The sequence below is a fragment of the Nocardia sp. NPDC023852 genome, assembly GCF_040639505.1.
Lineage (GTDB): Bacteria > Actinomycetota > Actinomycetes > Mycobacteriales > Mycobacteriaceae > Nocardia.
This window is the reverse complement of record NZ_JBFAAB010000019.1, coordinates 63,245-80,464: the sequence shown is the minus strand read 5'-3', so window position 1 is coordinate 80,464 and position 17,220 is coordinate 63,245. Positions and strand designations below refer to the sequence as shown.

The window sequence follows — 17,220 nt, the reverse complement described above, 5'->3', positions numbered from 1 at the left end:
ATGACTGACAACAAGAACAGGCCGGCGGCCGGCATCCTGGGCACCAAGCTCGGCATGACCCAGGTCTTCGACGACAAGAACCGCGTCGTTCCCGTGACCGTCATCAAGGCCGGACCGAACGTCGTTACCCAGATTCGCACCCTGGAGCGTGACGGCTACAGCGCCGTCCAGGTGGCTTTCGGCGCCATCGACCCGCGCAAGGTGAACAAGCCGGTCTCCGGTCAGTTCACCAAGGCCGGTGTCACCCCGCGTCGCCACGTCGCCGAGATCCGCGTCGCGGACGCCTCCACCTTCGAGGTCGGCCAGGAGATCAACGCCGACGTGTTCGAAGAAGGCGCCTACGTCGATGTCACCGGCACCAGCAAGGGCAAGGGTTTCGCGGGCACCATGAAGCGCCACGGCTTCCGTGGTCAGGGTGCTTCGCACGGTGCGCAGGCCGTGCACCGTCGCCCGGGTTCCATCGGTGGCTGCGCCACCCCCGGCCGCGTGTTCAAGGGCATGCGCATGTCGGGCCGGATGGGCAACGACCGCGTCACCACGCAGAACCTGTCGGTTCACAAGGTGGACGCCGAGAACGGCCTGCTGCTGATCAAGGGAGCGATCCCGGGTCGCAAGGGCGGCGTCGTGATCGTCAAGAGCGCCGTGAAGGGTGGTGCGCACGCATGACCAGCTCTGCTGTGAACACTGAGAAGAAGTCCGCCGACCTCACGCTGCCGGTCAAAGAGATCGGCGGCAAGACCAACGGCACCGTCGAGCTCCCCGCGGAGATCTTCGACGTGACCGCCAATATCGCGCTGATGCACCAGGTCGTCATCGCGCAGTTGGCCGCGGCCCGTCAGGGCACGCACAGCACGAAGACGCGCGGCGAGGTCTCCGGTGGCGGCAAGAAGCCGTACCGGCAGAAGGGCACTGGTCGCGCCCGCCAGGGCTCGACTCGGGCGCCGCAGTTCGCCGGCGGTGGCACCGTGCACGGCCCGCAGCCGCGCGACTACAGCCAACGCACCCCGAAGAAGATGAAGGCCGCCGCCCTCCGTGGCGCCCTGTCGGACCGGGCCCGCAACGAGCGCATCCACGTGATCGCCGAGCTGGTCGCCGGACAGACGCCGTCGACCAAGACCGCCAAGAGCTTCCTGGCCGAGCTGTCGGACCGCAAGAAGTTCCTGGTCGTCGTCGGCCGCGAGGACATCGCCGCGTGGAAGAGCGTGGCGAACCTGCAGAACGTGCAGCCGATCGCCCCGGATCAGCTCAACACCTACGACGTGCTGAACAGCGACGAAGTGGTGTTCAGCGTCGAGGCTCTGAACACTTTCGTGCACGGCCCCGCGGAGTCTCCGCAGGACACTGCGGCGGCACAGGAGGAGAGCAAGTGACCACCATCGCCGACCCCCGCGACATCCTGCTGGCGCCGGTCATCTCGGAGAAGTCCTACGGACTGATCGAGGAAGGCACCTACACCTTCCTGGTGCACCCGGACTCGAACAAGACGCAGATCAAGATCGCCGTCGAGAAGGTCTTCGGTGTGAAGGTCACCAGCGTCAACACCGCCAACCGTCAGGGCAAGCGCAAGCGGACCCGCTTCGGTTACGGCAAGCGCAAAGACACCAAGCGCGCGCTCGTGACCATCTCGGCCGACAGCAAGCCCATCGAGATCTTCGGAGGCCCGGTCGCGTAAGCGCCTGGGAACCCAGAAAGCAGAGAAGAACTCATGGCAATTCGTAAGTACAAGCCGACTACGCCGGGCCGTCGTGGCGCCAGCGTCTCGGACTTCGCGGAGATCACCCGGTCGACGCCCGAGAAATCGCTGCTGCGTCCGCTGTCCAAGAGCGGTGGTCGTAACGCCCACGGCCGCATCACCACTCGCCACCGTGGTGGCGGGCACAAGCGGGCCTACCGTGTCATCGACTTCCGTCGTCTGGACAAGGACGGCATCCCGGCCAAGGTCGCGCACATCGAGTACGACCCGAACCGGACCGCGAACATCGCGCTGCTGCACTATGTGGACGGCGAGAAGCGCTACATCATCGCCCCCAAGGGGGTGACGCAGGGCACGCCCATCGAGTCCGGCCCCACGGCCGACATCAAGCCGGGCAACAACCTGCCGCTGCGCAACATCCCGACCGGTACCACCATCCACAACGTGGAGCTGCGTCCGGGTGGCGGTGCCAAGATGGCCCGTTCCGCGGGCATGAGCATCCAGCTGCTCGGTAAGGAAGGCCCCTACGCCACACTGCGTATGCCCTCCGGCGAGATCCGTCGCGTCGACGTGCGCTGCCGCGCCACCGTCGGCGAGGTCGGCAACGCCGAGCAGTCGAACATCAACTGGGGCAAGGCCGGCCGCATGCGCTGGAAGGGGCGTCGCCCCACAGTCCGTGGTGTCGTCATGAACCCGGTCGACCACCCGCACGGTGGTGGTGAAGGCAAGACCTCCGGTGGTCGCCACCCGGTCTCGCCGTGGGGTCAGCCGGAAGGCCGTACCCGCAAGCCCAACCGCCCGAGCGACAAGCTCATCGTCCGCCGTCGCAAGACCGGCAAGAAGCGCTGAAGGAGGAGGTAAGAAATGCCACGCAGCCTCAAGAAAGGCCCGTTTGTCGACGACCACCTCCTCGCGAAGGTGGACGTGCAGAACGAGAAGGGCACAAAGCAGGTCATCAAGACCTGGTCGCGTCGTTCGACCATCATCCCCGATTTCATCGGGCACACGTTCTCGGTGCACGACGGCCGCAAGCACGTGCCGGTGTTCGTCTCGGACAACATGGTCGGACACAAGCTCGGTGAGTTCGCGCCGACCAGGACGTTCAGGAGCCACGTCAAGGAAGACCGGAAGAGCAAGCGGCGATGACGACGACTGAGACTCAGAATCTGACTGCGCGCGCGACCGCCAAGCACGTTCGCGTCACTCCGATGAAGGCACGCCGTGTCGTGGACTTGGTCCGCGGTAAGCGTGTCGAGGACGCCCTCGCCCTGCTGAAGTTCGCGCCCCAGGCCGCGAGCGAGCCGGTCGCCAAGGTTGTCGCCAGCGCGGCGGCCAACGCCGAGAACAACCTCGGCTTGGACCCGTCCACACTGGTCATCTCGACGGCCTACGTCGACGAGGGCGCGACCATGAAGCGGTTCCAGCCGCGTGCCCAGGGCCGTGCGTTCCGCATCCGCAAGCGCACCAGCCACATCACCATCGAGGTCGAGAGCATCCCCACCGCCGGTGGATCCACTCGTAACCGCCGGAAGGGAGGGGCAAAGTAATGGGACAGAAAATCAACCCCCATGGCTTCCGCCTCGGTATCACCACCGACTGGAAGTCGCGTTGGTACGCGGACAAGCAGTACGCGGACTACGTGAAGGAAGACGTCGCGATCCGCAAGCTCCTCGCCACCGGCATGGAGCGGGCGGGCATCTCCAAGGTCGAGATCGAGCGCACCCGTGACCGCGTGCGGGTGGACATCCACACCGCACGTCCGGGCATCGTGATCGGCCGCCGCGGCGCGGAGGCCGACCGCATCCGTGCCGAGCTGGAGAAGCTCACCGGCAAGCAGGTCCAGCTGAACATCCTCGAGGTCAAGAACCCCGAGTCGGATGCGCAGCTGGTCGCCCAGGCCGTCGCGGAGCAGCTGTCCAACCGTGTCGCCTTCCGTCGCGCGATGCGCAAGGCCATTCAGTCGGCCATGCGTTCGCCGAACGTCAAGGGCATCCGTGTGCAGTGCTCGGGCCGCCTCGGTGGCGCCGAAATGTCGCGCTCGGAGTTCTACCGCGAGGGTCGCGTGCCGCTGCACACGCTGCGCGCCGACATCGACTACGGCCTCTACGAGGCCAAGACCACCTTCGGTCGCATCGGCGTGAAGGTCTGGATCTACAAGGGCGACATCGTCGGTGGCAAGCGTGAGCTGGCCGCCGCTGCCGCCGCGCCCGAGCGTCCGCGCCGGGAGCGGCCGAGCCGCCCGCGTCGGTCCGGTTCCGCCGGTACCACGGCGACCAGCACCGAGGCCGGGCGTGCCGCCACCGCTGTGGTCGACGCTCCGGCAGAGACACAGGAGGGCTGACGCATGCTGATGCCTCGTAAGGTGAAGCACCGCAAGCAGCATCACCCGGGTCGTTCCGGCATGGCCAAGGGCGGCACCTCGGTGGCGTTCGGCGAGTTCGGTATCCAGGCGCTGGAGCCGGCCTACGTCACCAACCGGCAGATCGAGTCGGCGCGTATCGCGATGACGCGCCACATCAAGCGTGGCGGCAAGATCTGGATCAACATCTACCCGGATCGTCCGCTGACCAAGAAGCCCGCCGAGACCCGTATGGGTTCGGGTAAGGGTTCGCCGGAGTGGTGGATCGCGAACGTCAAGCCCGGTCGGGTGATGTTCGAGATGAGCTACCCGAACGAGGAGACTGCTCGTGAGGCCCTGCGTCGCGCGATGCACAAGCTCCCGATGAAGTGCAGGATCGTGACCAGGGAGGAGCAGTTCTGATGGCTACCGGAACACCGGCCGCAGAGCTCCGCGAGCTCACCGAAGAGGATTTGGTAGCCAAGCTGCGCGAATCCAAGGAAGAGCTGTTCAACCTGCGCTTCCAGATGGCGACGGGTCAGCTGGACAACAACCGTCGTCTGCGCGTCGTCCGTCACGAGATCGCGCGCATCTACACGGTCATGCGTGAGCGCGAGCTCGGTCTGGCCACCGGACCCGCTGGCAAGGGAGACGCTGCATGAGCGACAAAGTGGAAGGTCAGCGCGGCAGCCGCAAGGTTCGCGTCGGCTACGTTGTCTCGGACAAGATGAACAAGACGATCGTCGTCGAGCTGGAAGACCGTAACCGGCACCCGCTCTACGGCAAGATCATCCGCACCACCTCCAAGGTGAAGGCGCACGACGAGAACGAGATCGCCGGTATCGGCGACCGCGTTCAGCTGATGGAGACCCGTCCGCTGTCGGCCACCAAGCGCTGGCGGTTGGTCGAGGTACTGGAGAAGGCCAAATAAGCTTGCTCCATGGCTGACAATATCGAAGGCCCGTTTCCCCTTGTGGGAGACGGGCCTTCGTCTTTCCCGTCAGCCCGCTGGCACTCACCGAGGTGCACCACGTGGCAAGCGTCCGAGCCGGGCGCAAAGTGGCCGACCGCATCCTGACTTTGCTTGCCGACCGAATCGCATCGACTCGCATCGTGGTCCCGAGTATCGATTCGGCGCAGCTACATACCGCGCTCGGTATACGCGCGCGCTACGGGAGCTTGGATCTGGATCTGGTGGACGCGGTATGTGTGACTTTGGCGCACGACTTTGACACCGATGCGATCCTCACCCTCGACAGACGCGATTTCCGAGCCTTGCGGCCACTTGATCGGTACTCCGCGTTTCGCGTTCTGCCGGACGAGGGGAGTCCGCCGCAGTGAATCGTTGTCGATGTTCTGCTGAATTGCCGTGGCGCTCGACCTATCGCTCCGGTGACCTGACGTTGGCGGAGAGAACGCTGGGCTACAGCCCGATGATGCTGGGTTGGTTCTAGCGTCAACTGTGGGGTCACCTCTGCTCAGTGTGGTTCTCATCGCGGTGATCGCGATTCCGCTGCTGCTCACGGCCGGATCGGCGGACCGATCGACCGGGGGTCTTGTCGCTGGCAGCGGTCGAGGTTCTGGCGAAGGCGAAGTTGTCTCGCTCCATGGCTGACAAGTCGAACTCGAAGACCAGTTTCTCAGTTTTGGGAAGTGCTAATTTGACATTTCCACAAACTCTGTCTTTGTTGATCTCGTGACGAGTGCTGCGTGAACGGACGGTCGAAATATACTGGGCCGGAATTGCTGTGAGAGCTGGTGGCGGCTGCGGCCGGAGCTCATCCGGCCCCGGGATCGTCGCCTCGGAGTCGTGAATTGAAACCTTGACAAGGTAGCGAACCGTGCGTTATGTTTGCGCGATCCGAGAGCCATCGGATCAATACAAATAAGGAGGTCGCCATGTCGGACGAGCAATTCCTGGATTCTCGTGACGAGGGCGAAATCGCCACGAAGTGGTGATGTGCCGACTCGATCTCCCTTCTGATAGCTGATATAACAGAGAGTCTGATGTAGTTGAAGCAGTTCTCTGGCATTGATGATTGCACTGATGCCGAGTATTGGGTCGCGGTAGAGAAAACCAGTGCTGAGTGGCGCGAACTCCCCGTTGATGATGAAACGCTCTCATTGTTGATTTCTCTTTCGCGTAAACATCCGGATTGGCCCATTCGCGCGGCAGCGATTCGCTATCTCGCCGAATCTTTCGGAGAGCGTGATTCGGCCGTCGAGGCCATCATTGCAGCCACTCATGACCAGACGGATTGGGTGTCGTTCACTGCTATTCAGCTATGTGGGGAACTGAGAACAAAAGAGGCCCTGCGGGATCTGATCCGTATTTCGGGTTGGCCGAGCAATTTTATGAGACACGGTTACGCTCGTAAACCTGTCGGATGCGGTGCCGCCTTTACCAAGCGTGCACTGATCTCGATCCTGGGTAGCCGTGACCCGGAAGAATTGCGTCGGCTCGAGGACGAACATTTTGCCGAGCTGCGTGCCAAAGCCGATACTGTTCGGCCCGCACGCAGGCATGAGGACGTCGTCGAGATCCCCGCCGGGCCGTTTCTCGCTGGCGCACCTGCGCAAGCGGTCGGCCCCTTCAACATGGACGACTCGGACAACCCGCCGCGTTCGGTGGATCTACCGGCATTTCTCATCGATCGCACCGTAGTGACCAACCGGCGCTACCAGGAATTCCTCGATGAAATCGGCGACAGCACGGCGTTCGACCACCCGGATCAGCCGGAGGGACAAGAACACCATCGCCCAGCTCATCGGCACGACGCACGTTTCAATGGTCCTGACCTGCCGGTAGTCGGCATCGACTGGTATGACGCGTGGGCATTCGCCAACTGGGCCGGCGGCATGCTGCCGAGCGAGGACCAGTGGGAGAAGGCGGCGCGCGGCTGCGACGGGAGAGTATATCCATGGGGGAATGCGTGGGAACCCGAGCGCGCGAATTTCGTCGAGCGGGCATTCGATACTCGCGTCAGCGATCTCGCTGAACTGGAGCAGTTGCTGGTCACCATCACGGAAGCAGACTTCCCGGCGATGCCGGTGTTTCCCGCCGACAGCTTCCCGCAGGGTGCTGGTCCGTACGGCTTGCTGCACATGGCCGGCAACGTCTGGGAAATGACCCGAACCAACTTCTTCAGCCGCAAGGACATGGACCCGTTCTTCCGAGGCCGTCGACCAGTCGAGTTCATGAACCGTCAGGATGCCTTCTATGTCCTTCGCGGTGGTACGTGGACCTCGCCGCCGGTCTGTCTCACGACGTACTACCGAGGCAAAGATCTGCTGACCGATAGGCACAACGAGATTGGATTCCGCTGTGTATACCCGGCCGAATGAGCCGTCGGTGAGCACCGGCGACGGTGGTGTCGAAGTTGTGCTGCGGTATCTCGCGGCTTCCAATGCTGGAGACCGCGCGGCGGTGGAGGAGCTACTGGCCGATGAGGCCACCTTCACGCTCTGGGGTCGGCTGCCGGTTTCCGGAACGACGGTCGGCAAGCGAGCCATCGTCGAGTCTCTGATGCCTGGCGCCCGCAAGTTGTTCCAGCCCGGCACTTTACAGCTGCGACCGTTGCACGTGATGGCCGACGGAGACCATGTGGTCGCCGAGGTGCACGCAGAAGGTACCAGCGCTGCCGGCACTGCCTATGACACCCAGTACTGCATGGTATTTCAGGTCTGCGATGGACAGATCCTTGCGGTACGCGAGTACATGGACACCTCATACGCGGAGACTGTGCTGTGCCCTCATCTGTGAGTTCGACCTACGACCTGTTCAGCGACGCCTTCTTCGCCGAGCCGGATCCAGTTTTCCATCGCATGCGTGCTGACGATCCTGTGCACTGGGAGCCGACCCTCGAGGCATGGGTGCTCACTCGTTATCAGGATGTGCGCGCGGTACTCAACGACCCCCGCTTCTCGGTCGATCGCAATGGGCGTATTCGTGGAGCAACCCCGCCCGAGGCGCGGGCGAAGCTGGCGGATTGTTACCGGCTGCTGTCCAAGTGGATGATCTTCACCGACGAGCCCGATCACAGTCGGCTTCGCACGGCCATCGGCCCGGCCTACACGCCGGGAGCGGTTCGCAATGTGATGCCGTTCGTGGACCAGACCGTGCATGAGTTGCTCACTAAAGCATGCGCACGCGGGGAGTTCGATGTCGTGGCCGAACTCGCCGAACCACTCACGGGACTCGTGAATGCCCGGCTGATCGGCTTCCCTCCTGAATTGGTGAGCCAGGTCAAGCGATGGAGTGACAACGTTTTTCGGCTGTTCGGGTCCGGAATCGTCACCGAAGAGATCGTGGATGCCGCGCACACCAGTCTTGTGGAGTGCGGCGATTATGCCCGTGCGCTGATCGGTGAAGTCCAAGACACCACGGCGGACAGTCTCGTCGGCAGGCTGCGAGCGAGCCTGGATCGAGGGGAGATCCTCGATGTGGACGAAGCAGCCAAGTCCGTCACGATGGTCATGATCGGGGGCCACGAAGCCGCTCGCCACATGATCGGCAACGGCCTGGTGGCGCTGCTGCGTAACCCGGCCCAGTTACAGCTGCTTCGCGCTCGTCCCGAACTCATCGGTGCGGCAGTCGAAGAGCTGCTGCGTTATGACTCACCATCGATGGCGGCGCTGCGGTGTGCACGGGTGGACGTCGAGATCGGTGGAACGACTATCCGGGCAGGACAGTTCGTCTTCGCGATGTTGCGGGCGGCCAATCACGACCCGGAAGTGTTCCACACCCCCGACCGTCTCGACCTGGAGCGCACCGGTGTTCAGCACCTTGGGTTCGGCTTCGGTAGGCACTTCTGTAGCGGCGCGTCGCTGACTCCAGTCGTGGTCACCGCGGCATTACGGGCATTGATCGCGCTCGAACCACAGCTCGCGACCGATCACCTGCAATGGATCCCGAGTCTGTCCAGCCGTGGGCCGGCCGCGCTGCCGGTCCGATCAACCCGTTGGCCCGCGATACCTGAGCTGACCGGCACCCTCGTACTCGATGACGCCGCCCTCGACGCCGCCGCTCACGACCAGGGCAACACGGTCCGCATCCGGCCGACGTCGATTCTGCGACCAGGCACATTCGACGACGTCGTTCGGATGATCCAGTATTGCCGTACACAGAATATCCAGGTCGCCCCCCGCGGCACCGCGCACACCAGCTTCGGCCAATGCCTGGTGAACGGTCTCGCCATCGACATGCGGTCATTGGACCGAGTGCTCGAGGTCAGCGAAGACGCTCGAACTGGCACTGCGAGCATAGATGTCCAGGGTGGAGCGCTCTGGCAGGATGTCGTCGCTGTCGGCTTCGAACACGGGTTCAGACTGCGAACGGGTGTACCCGCCGTATTGCGGCTCACCGTCGGTGGGGTGCTGTCCGTTGGTGGCATCAGCACGATCCGAGTCGGCGGCTCGGTCGCTGAATCCGTTGAGGAACTCGAGGTGGTCACAGGTGCCGGCGAGTTGCTTACCTGTTCCCCCGATAAGCGCAGCGATCTATTCGAGGCCGTCCTCGGTGGACTCGGGCAGGTCGGGGTGATCGTCCGTGCCCGATTGAGTATGGTTCCGGTGGCACCTCTGGTACGTGGCTATGCGTTGCGCTATCAGCACGCCGAACTGCGTGAAGCGTTCGCGGACCAGCGAATCCTGGCTGATCGCGACGGAATCGATGAGCAGCTGCTGCGCTGGAAATGGCAGCCGGATGGGCCTACCGCAGAGCTCACCGCCCACGTTTACTACACCAGCGGCAATCCGCCGGACGACAAATACTTGATGCGTGGCCTCAGCCGCACACCGGCCAGCGTCACCGAGGTGACCTATCCGAAGCGCGTCGCGTCGATCGACCGCCTCTATGCCGAACACGAGCGCCATGGTTGGTCGGACTCTCTGAAACTGTGGTCGGACAACTTTTTGCCCGATCCCGGGCCAGGAAGCGATTTCGAGGACATCACCATTGCGGTGCTCGACGAGATCGGCGAACGTGAGTGGAGCCGGTCGTCGACTGTGCTGCTTTTCCGCAAGCATCGGGACGCCTTCCTCTTGCCGGGTCTGCGCCTACCCGACCCTGCGCTGGGGCGGCACCTGTGCTTGGTCGCAGTTTCTTCGGACGGCTTCGGCAAGACCGTCGACACAGAATATGTTCGAACACGAAAAGCGACTAATCGCCGCTGGTATGAGTGGGCACGAGACGTTGGCGGAACCCTGTATCCGCTCGGCGCGACGGAGTTCACCGCTGCCGATTGGAAGCACCAGTACGCTGACTACTACGGCGCATTCCAGCGAGCCAAACACCGATACGATCCCGATGGAATTATGACGCCGACTCCGGCGATCTTCGAATGAGACAGGAATTGCGCCGATGTGGCAGCACCGCACGTGCACGGACGCGTCCGACCTCGAGCACCTGACCCCAACGGTTACTCCTGCGGAGGCGCAGGCTTGGTGCAACTTCATCGTATGGACACCTGATCGCCTTCCCGCCGAATGCGAACTACATTCCGGCACCCTGCACCGTGAGGCTCCTCCCGGAGTACCGGTGGAGCCAATCGAAGACCGAGGGCCGCGAGACGGCAACTACCTCTCTTCCTATCGATTCGAAATCTCCGGGAATGATCGCAAGCTGCGCATCAAGGAGTTCTATTACGATTGGGCATTTCCTGCGTTCGATCAGCCCTGTCTCTGGAAATCCCATACACATGCCGTCCCCATCGACGACACCCATGTCGTCTGGTTCGGCATCGATTACCTGGGTAATCAAGCCGCCTCCGCGCGAATGGGCAGAACCACCATCGAACTGTCCGTGTTGGAAGGCACTTTCACCGAACTCGAACTGCTCGCTCTCTACCAGGCTCTGCATCCGGCCGACACCGGCGTAGTGAACGCGATCGCGGCGACTCCCCACGCACAGCTCAGCTATTGGGCACGCCACGCCGATGCCGCGCAACTGGTCGTACCGATTGGATTCTGGACATTTCGGCGCGGCGCGCACCAGGCAAAATGGTCTACGTCCGGGTGGGAAGATCAGGGTATCCCGGTCGCAATCGCGGGCCTCGATCTCGACAGCGCCGCACACATCCAACTCGACGACAACCGCGCCGAGATCGAAGCGATCTACGACGGAGGCCGGGATCGGGGCGTCGAGCTCCGGCTTATCGTCCAACGGCCCGGCAAGGGAGGCCTCCGCATTCCCGCCGACCCAGAACCGCACCCCGGTCAGCGGGAGCAGATTCGCCACGGAGATCTCGACATACAGCTGGGTTGGATCGACGAACGATACGGTCCCTTCCAGGCCGTGTTCACCACCGCGAACCAGGCGTGGGAAGCCACGCTGCTCAGCAGCGCCGGGGTGGGACTTGGTCGGGACTGGTTCCTCGCGGCCCTGGATGAGCTGGCACGCTGACGGAGCAGAGGTACTACCACCGCTGATCGCTTATCTGCTCGACCGCGCTGGGCTCGGTGGATGAAACAGCCCGTGCGTCAAGACCGCTGAACTGAGCAGAACGAAAGCCTGGCGAAGCTCGGCCTTGCGATATACGTATACATCTACTTATAGTGAGTTCTGGCTAGGCGTTGGACGCTCGGCTGGATCGGAAGAATTTCAGATCGGCTAGGGGTACGGCGGGATCGGTCGAGTGGCCCGGCGCCGGTATTTCTATGCCTGAATGCGTACTTATTGATGAATGGAGGGTCGTGAACGACTCGGAGAAGGTGTCGGTGACCAAGGTCGTGGACGGTGTGGTTGTCGGTTCGACGGAGGAGCTTCGGGAGTTCGTCCTGAAGGTCGGTCCGGGCGGCGGACGGATGCAGCGGTTCGTCGGACGGCAGATCGGGGGGTCGCGGCAGTTCACGAAGGTCGGCATCGACGCAGTACGGGTATACGTCAGCCGCAAAGGAAAGTATGTGGTGCACCGGCGAATGTCCGACTGGTCGGACTGCCCGGCGGCGGGCTTGATCAAGGACTGGAAAAGCTGGAGCAACGTCCTCTACGAGCAGAGCTGGGGCGACTACACGCTCGACGTAGTCGACACGATCGATGAACTGCGCGAACGGATTCCGGCCAAGATCTATCACACGCTGGTCGACGTAGCGGAGCACCCGCGCACCGAGAATCTCGACATCTGAGTACGACTCGGATACCGAAAGGACCTCTGCTACATGTTTGCTCGACTGGGACGCCTGGTCGTCCACCACCCGTGGAAGGTGATCGGCCTCTGGCTGCTCGTCATCGTCGCCGTGGTGGCCTCCGCGCCGAAGCTGACGTCGACGACCGACCAATCCGAATTCTTACCTTCGCATTACGAGTCCATCCAGGCAATGGAGCTGCAGCAGAAGGCCTTCCCGCAGAGTGCGGCGCCAGCGGCGATTATCGTGTTCGGGCGTGCCGACGGAGCGCCGCTGACCGAGGGAGATTCCGCCGCGATCGCCGCGGTCGGCGAGCAGCTCACCGCCGCGAACCTCGGGGACGTCATCGGACTACAGACTGTGCCGCCCTCGGAGAACAAGCTGATCCAGATCATCGCGGTCCAGCTCACGAAGGTGACCAATCAGGGCGACACCCGCCAGGGGGACGCGGTCGAGGCGCTGCGCACTGCACTGAAACGCCAGGTCGAGGGCACCGACCTGAAGGCGGGCATCACCGGTCAGGCGGCACAGATGCTCGACCAGCAGGAGTCGAGCGCGAAGGGCATGGCCATCATCGGCGTCGCCACGATCGTGCTGATCCTGGTACTCCTGCTGGTCATCTTCCGCAGCCCGGTGATCGCGCTGCTGCCGATCGTGACCATCGGCGCGGTGTCCAGCCTCGTCGGCGGGCTGATCGCCATGGTGGCGAGGGCTTTCGACCTGCAACTGGACAGCTCGGTGAATTCGATCCTGCTCGTCGTGCTGTTCGGCGTGGGCACCGACTACATCCTGTTCCTGATGTTCCGGTACCGGGAACGGCTGCGCGCGGGCGAGGACCCGAAGACCGCGATGGTCGGCGCGGTCGCCAGGGTCGGGGAGGCGATCACCTCCGCGGCGGGCGCGGTGATCATCGCGTTCACCGCACTGACGCTGTCGACGTTGGGCATGTTCCGTGCCCTCGGCCCCGCGCTGGCGATCGCGGTCGCGGTCGCGTTGATGGCCGGACTGACGCTGGTCCCGGCGGTGGTCTCGCTGTTGGGCACCAAGGTGTTCTGGCCGTCGAAGGCGTGGAAACAGGAGCCGACGGGCGCGCGGTTCGCGGCGCTCGGCGCGGCGCTTGGTCGGCGGCCGGGCGCGTTCGCCGTCGTCTCCGGTGGACTGCTCGTCGCGCTGGGTGTTCTGGCCTTCGGCTTCAACCCGACATTCGACCTGACTTCCGGTTCGACCTCCGACGTATCGGAGTCGGTGGTCTACAACAAGGAATTGCTCAGGGGAATGCCGGCGGGCGCCACCCAGCCCTCGGAGGTGCTGCTGCGAGCGGACGGCGGTGTGCTGACGGTTGACCAGCTCGCGCACTTCCACACCGCGCTGGACCAGGTGTCCGGCGTCGGCCGAGTGGGGGAACCGAAGCTGTCGGACGACAAGGCGACCGCCGAGTTCCAGGTGACGCTCGACTCCGCGCCGGAGTCGGACGCCGCGCTGGCCACAGTGCGCGGCCCGCTGCGCGACGCCGCTCACGCGGCGGCACCCGCAGGTACGACGGTCGCGGTGGGCGGGATGACGGCGGTGTTCGTCGACTTCCAGGATGCGATGAATCACGACTACGCGGTCGTGTTCCCGGTAGCGGCGATTCTCATCATGATCGTGCTCGCCCTGTTGCTGCGCAGCCTGATAGCGCCTTGGTATCTGATGGCATCGGTCTTCCTCGGCTTCGCGGCGACGCTCGGGGCCGCGGTCCTGGTGTTCCAGCACATTCAGGGTGATGCCGGCCTGATCTTCACGCTGCCGGTGATCATGTACCTGTTCGTGGTCGCACTCGGAACCGACTACAACATCCTGATGGTCGCGCGGTTGCGTGAGGAGGCCCGCGAGGGGCGTGACCCACGGGAGGCCGCGGCGCTGGGCCTGCGGCACACCGGGCCGACGGTCGCCGCGGCGGGCGTCATCCTCGCGGGCACGTTCGCGTCGATGATGCTGGCGGGCAACAATGTTCTGTCCCAGATGGGTTTCGCCATCTCGGTCGGCATCGGGGTCGCGGCGTTCGTGATGGCGATGTTCTTCACCCCGGCGGTCACCGCGCTGCTCGGCCACCGAGCCTGGTGGCCGGGGCACGGGGACCGCACTGCGCAGGAAGTGAAGCCGGGGAACGGCGATTCGCTCCGCGCTGGATCGGGTGGAACCGAGGCCCGGTCGGTCGCACCCGGTGGAGGCGAGTTCCGCTGATCGCGGGGAGGTAGACGCTGTCGCTGGGTGCTTCCTGGCGGCAGTGTCTGCTTCGTTGTCCGGCCACAAGCTGACGCCTTCCTTCCGGTGCCTGGCTGGTGGGAGCAGCTGACTGATTCCGCCGTCAGCCGGTGATCGCGTAGGGGCGGTGAACCTTGATCGCCGAGTCCAGCACACGGGTGACCGCAGCACGGGAGACGCCGAGTTCGTTGGCGATGCCCGCGGTCGTACCCCCTTGATCGGCGAGTGTAAGGATCTCCCTGACCTCTTCGACCGGCAGATTCGACAGGCGTCGGCCGGTGATTGCCCGTGCTATGGCCGAGATTTCGTCGTCGGTGTCGGCCTCGTCGACCTCCGCGGGAATCTCGGTTTCCTCGTCGTCCTCCGGTTCGATGATCGGCGTAGGCGTAGGCGTAGGCGTAGGCGTAGGCGTCGGTTCGGATCGCAGACGCGGAGGAGGAGGTGCGGCGGCTTCCTCCAAGACGAGCTGCTCGACCTCCGCGGCGCCGGATCGGTCGCTCTGCTCGACCGGAAGCGATTTCCCGGGGGCCGCTGGGCTCGGCGCAGTGACATTCGCGTTCGGCTGGGCGACGGTGCCCACCGCGGTTTTGTGGATGGACTCCGTAGTGTCGGCACCCTCGTGCGCCATGGTGTCGGAGCCGATATGAGCTCGCTCGGCGAGGCGGCCATGGCGTTCTACACTCGAAATAGAATGCGCTGCAAAACGATTGGATGCAGTATTCTCGCGGCCCGATGTCGCAGGAGCGGTCCGCTCGCCGATACCGAGCTCCTCCTGCACCTCATCGATGGAGATCTGCCGCGAGGTGGGCGAAGCGTTCGGCCGGTCTTCGCTCGCGACGCCCTTTCCGGCATTGTGCACAATGCCGACGGACTCGTCGTCCCGACCAGCGGACGATTGCGTGCTTACCCGTCCGGATAGGGCACGGCTCGTGTCAGCCGAGAAAGTCTGTGCTGGAAGGTCATCAGCCGATCGTGTGGTCGGCTCCACCGACAGGAGATCGAAGACATGGCCGGCGACCGAGAAAGCGGTGTTTCCGTTCTGAGCGGGCGGAACCGTGTGGCCGTTGGCGCTAGAGGAAGCCATGCCAGTGTTGAGGGGAAGGTCATGCGGAATGCCATTCGCGACGGTGTGCTTATGAGGAGTAGGCGTTTCCGCGTGGACATTCATCGCCGAAGGAGCAGCGAAGTGCGCGTTGGCCGGACGGTCATGAGCATAGCGATCGGCCGAGGCTTCGACGGAATGTCCATTGGCGGATGGTGTGATCGGATGGTCTTTGTAGGATGCGACCATACGGCCGTTGGTCGATGACCCGCCAGCTTGCTCTCGAGCGGTGGATGTCTCGTGGACTCCTCTGCCCGCGTCGTCGGTCGACGTGCGTGGGGAGCCATCGACCGTGGCTTGATCGTTGGCCAAGGGCGTGACCGCGTACCCGTTGGTCGGCAGGTTGACGGCGTGGCCGTTGGTCAGCGGGCCGTTGATCCGAATGCCGACGGCCTGGCCTTCGGTCGTCGAATCTACGGCGTGGCCGTTGGTTGCTGACGGGTTCGAATAGTCGGCTGCCGACACGGCGGGGGGATTGTCCGCTGCCGGCGTGTCGGAGTACTCATCGGCGGAAGCGTCGGGTGAGGAGAAAGCGGTCGGGGCGGCAGGAGTCATGTCGGGAGACGCGATGGTGTGCTCGTTCCCGGTGGGGCGGACACCGGCTTCCGCTTCGCCGGGTCGATCGACTTGCGATACGGCGACCGCACCGTCCTCTGCCGCAAGCCCTCCGGTCACGGTGTGATCAGATCTGTCCCAGGGAAATCGACCGCTATCCGCGGGATCGCCTCCTCCGTCGAGCAGCCGATAGTGGCCGCCGGCGGATATCCCCGAGGCGTGCGAATCGCGTTCCGCGGCGATCCGGATCATCTGCTGGTCGCGCTCGACCACCGGCGCACCATCGATCAGCACCGCGTACCGCGCGGAAACCCAGGCGTGCAGCCAGATTACGACGCCGACCATCACCGGGGCGATCGCGTACTCGGCGGCGCGGCCGAGATCGCCCGCGGCGAGATGCGGTCCCGCGTTGAGTGCGATGGTGGTGCCGAGCAGTGCGGTCTCGAAGAAGATCACCGTGCCGCGGGCCAATTCGCGTCCCCACCGTGCGGCGGTCGTCGCCGCAACCATGATGGTGATGATCGGAATCGAGATCATCGCCTCGATTCCATAGCTCAACCAGTACAGCGGATCGGACATGTCGCCGCTGGGTACCAGGTTGTGCTGCACGTTGACCCCCGCCCACACCATGCCGAGTACGACGACGGCGATCAGCGCTCGCGACGACCACTCCGCCCGCCGGTAGAGCTGTGCCAGTCGCGCGTCCTCGCTGGATACCCGCCGCCGCGCCGCCAGCGCGCGCCGATGCCAGCGGGCGTCGGCGTCGTCGGAGCGGCGCAGAGCTGCCGCCGACTTGCGGTCGCGTTTCTCGGCGGCCAGTTCCGCTTCGATCTCTCTGCGCCGCTGTTTGCGCCGTTGCGCGCGGATCCACTCCGCGAGTTCGCGTTCCGCGGCGATCTCGCGTTCGGACAACACTTGCAACAGCGCCGGGTCGTGCTGCAGGGGCAGTTTGCCGCGCGCGGTCTCGACTTGCTGTGCCAGTGCGGCGATCTCGGAACTACCGTTCGACAGTTCGTCGGGCATCGCGAGCCTTCCCAGGAGCAGGTGTCATGCCGATCGGTGGAGGCATGAGTGCTCGAACATATGTGTGATCGCAGTGAGACTAAACCGACCGTTGCGCGCGGTCAATGTCATTCGTTCGTCGGCCGGGGCGACACGCCCGGA

General features: G+C 64.1%; 18 protein-coding genes. 17 read left to right on the top strand and 1 reads right to left on the bottom strand.

Going from position 1 to position 17,220, the window contains the following annotated elements:
- The 17 genes from rplC (at position 1) to AB0H00_RS23275 (ending at position 14,378) form a co-directional block, all read left to right on the top strand.
- Positions 1-666: a 50S ribosomal protein L3 gene (gene rplC, locus AB0H00_RS23355; RefSeq protein ID WP_357269693.1), complete on the top strand. Its 666-nt coding sequence runs from the start codon at positions 1-3 to the stop codon at positions 664-666.
- On the top strand, positions 663-1,370 hold the full coding sequence (gene rplD / locus AB0H00_RS23350) for a 50S ribosomal protein L4 (RefSeq protein ID WP_357269690.1): 708 nt from the start codon (positions 663-665) through the stop codon (positions 1,368-1,370). The genes rplC and rplD overlap by 4 nt, the downstream gene beginning before the upstream one ends.
- Entirely contained in the window at positions 1,367-1,672 is a 306-nt protein-coding gene (gene rplW / locus AB0H00_RS23345; RefSeq protein ID WP_014981657.1) for a 50S ribosomal protein L23, read from the top strand. Before rplD ends, rplW begins: the two co-directional genes overlap by 4 nt.
- Positions 1,673-1,705: 33 nt before the next feature.
- Positions 1,706-2,542, top strand: coding sequence for a 50S ribosomal protein L2 (gene rplB, locus AB0H00_RS23340; protein ID WP_357269687.1), 837 nt, complete (start codon positions 1,706-1,708; stop codon positions 2,540-2,542).
- A gap of 15 nt (positions 2,543-2,557) precedes the next feature.
- Positions 2,558-2,839, top strand: coding sequence for a 30S ribosomal protein S19 (gene rpsS / locus AB0H00_RS23335; RefSeq protein ID WP_357269684.1), 282 nt, complete (start codon positions 2,558-2,560; stop codon positions 2,837-2,839).
- Entirely contained in the window at positions 2,836-3,240 is a 405-nt protein-coding gene (rplV, locus tag AB0H00_RS23330; protein WP_357269681.1) for a 50S ribosomal protein L22, read from the top strand. The genes rpsS and rplV overlap by 4 nt, the downstream gene beginning before the upstream one ends.
- Positions 3,240-4,034, top strand: coding sequence for a 30S ribosomal protein S3 (rpsC, locus tag AB0H00_RS23325; RefSeq protein WP_327112479.1), 795 nt, complete (start codon positions 3,240-3,242; stop codon positions 4,032-4,034). Before rplV ends, rpsC begins: the two co-directional genes overlap by 1 nt.
- A gap of 3 nt (positions 4,035-4,037) precedes the next feature.
- Entirely contained in the window at positions 4,038-4,454 is a 417-nt protein-coding gene (gene rplP, locus AB0H00_RS23320) for a 50S ribosomal protein L16 (protein WP_327112480.1), read from the top strand.
- Positions 4,454-4,693 (top strand): 50S ribosomal protein L29, encoded by a 240-nt coding sequence (gene rpmC, locus AB0H00_RS23315; protein ID WP_327112481.1) that lies wholly within the window; start codon positions 4,454-4,456, stop codon positions 4,691-4,693. Before rplP ends, rpmC begins: the two co-directional genes overlap by 1 nt.
- Entirely contained in the window at positions 4,690-4,962 is a 273-nt protein-coding gene (gene rpsQ, locus AB0H00_RS23310; protein ID WP_357176834.1) for a 30S ribosomal protein S17, read from the top strand. Before rpmC ends, rpsQ begins: the two co-directional genes overlap by 4 nt.
- A gap of 77 nt (positions 4,963-5,039) precedes the next feature.
- Positions 5,040-5,372, top strand: a complete 333-nt coding sequence (locus AB0H00_RS23305; protein ID WP_357269730.1) for a VapC toxin family PIN domain ribonuclease — start codon at positions 5,040-5,042, stop codon at positions 5,370-5,372.
- Positions 5,373-6,044: 672 nt separating this feature from the next.
- Entirely contained in the window at positions 6,045-7,376 is a 1,332-nt protein-coding gene (locus tag AB0H00_RS23300) for an SUMF1/EgtB/PvdO family nonheme iron enzyme (RefSeq protein ID WP_357269678.1), read from the top strand.
- A gap of 7 nt (positions 7,377-7,383) precedes the next feature.
- Positions 7,384-7,794 (top strand): nuclear transport factor 2 family protein, encoded by a 411-nt coding sequence (locus AB0H00_RS23295; protein ID WP_357269675.1) that lies wholly within the window; start codon positions 7,384-7,386, stop codon positions 7,792-7,794.
- Positions 7,791-10,376, top strand: coding sequence for a cytochrome P450 (locus tag AB0H00_RS23290; RefSeq protein WP_357269672.1), 2,586 nt, complete (start codon positions 7,791-7,793; stop codon positions 10,374-10,376). The genes AB0H00_RS23295 and AB0H00_RS23290 overlap by 4 nt, the downstream gene beginning before the upstream one ends.
- Before the next feature lie 193 nt (positions 10,377-10,569).
- Complete coding sequence (locus AB0H00_RS23285; protein ID WP_357269669.1) at positions 10,570-11,433, top strand: hypothetical protein; 864 nt, start codon at positions 10,570-10,572, stop codon at positions 11,431-11,433.
- Between the two features lie 290 nt (positions 11,434-11,723).
- Positions 11,724-12,155 (top strand): EXLDI protein, encoded by a 432-nt coding sequence (locus AB0H00_RS23280; RefSeq protein ID WP_357269666.1) that lies wholly within the window; start codon positions 11,724-11,726, stop codon positions 12,153-12,155.
- A 33-nt stretch (positions 12,156-12,188) separates the two neighbouring features.
- A complete protein-coding gene (locus AB0H00_RS23275) occupies positions 12,189-14,378 on the top strand; it encodes an MMPL family transporter (RefSeq protein WP_357269663.1) in 2,190 nt (729 codons plus the stop codon).
- Between the two features lie 124 nt (positions 14,379-14,502).
- On the opposite strand, the gene AB0H00_RS23270 is transcribed toward AB0H00_RS23275, so the two are convergent.
- Positions 14,503-17,079, bottom strand: a complete 2,577-nt coding sequence (locus tag AB0H00_RS23270; RefSeq protein WP_357269660.1) for a hypothetical protein — start codon at positions 17,077-17,079, stop codon at positions 14,503-14,505.
- Between the last annotated feature and the right edge of the window lie 141 nt (positions 17,080-17,220).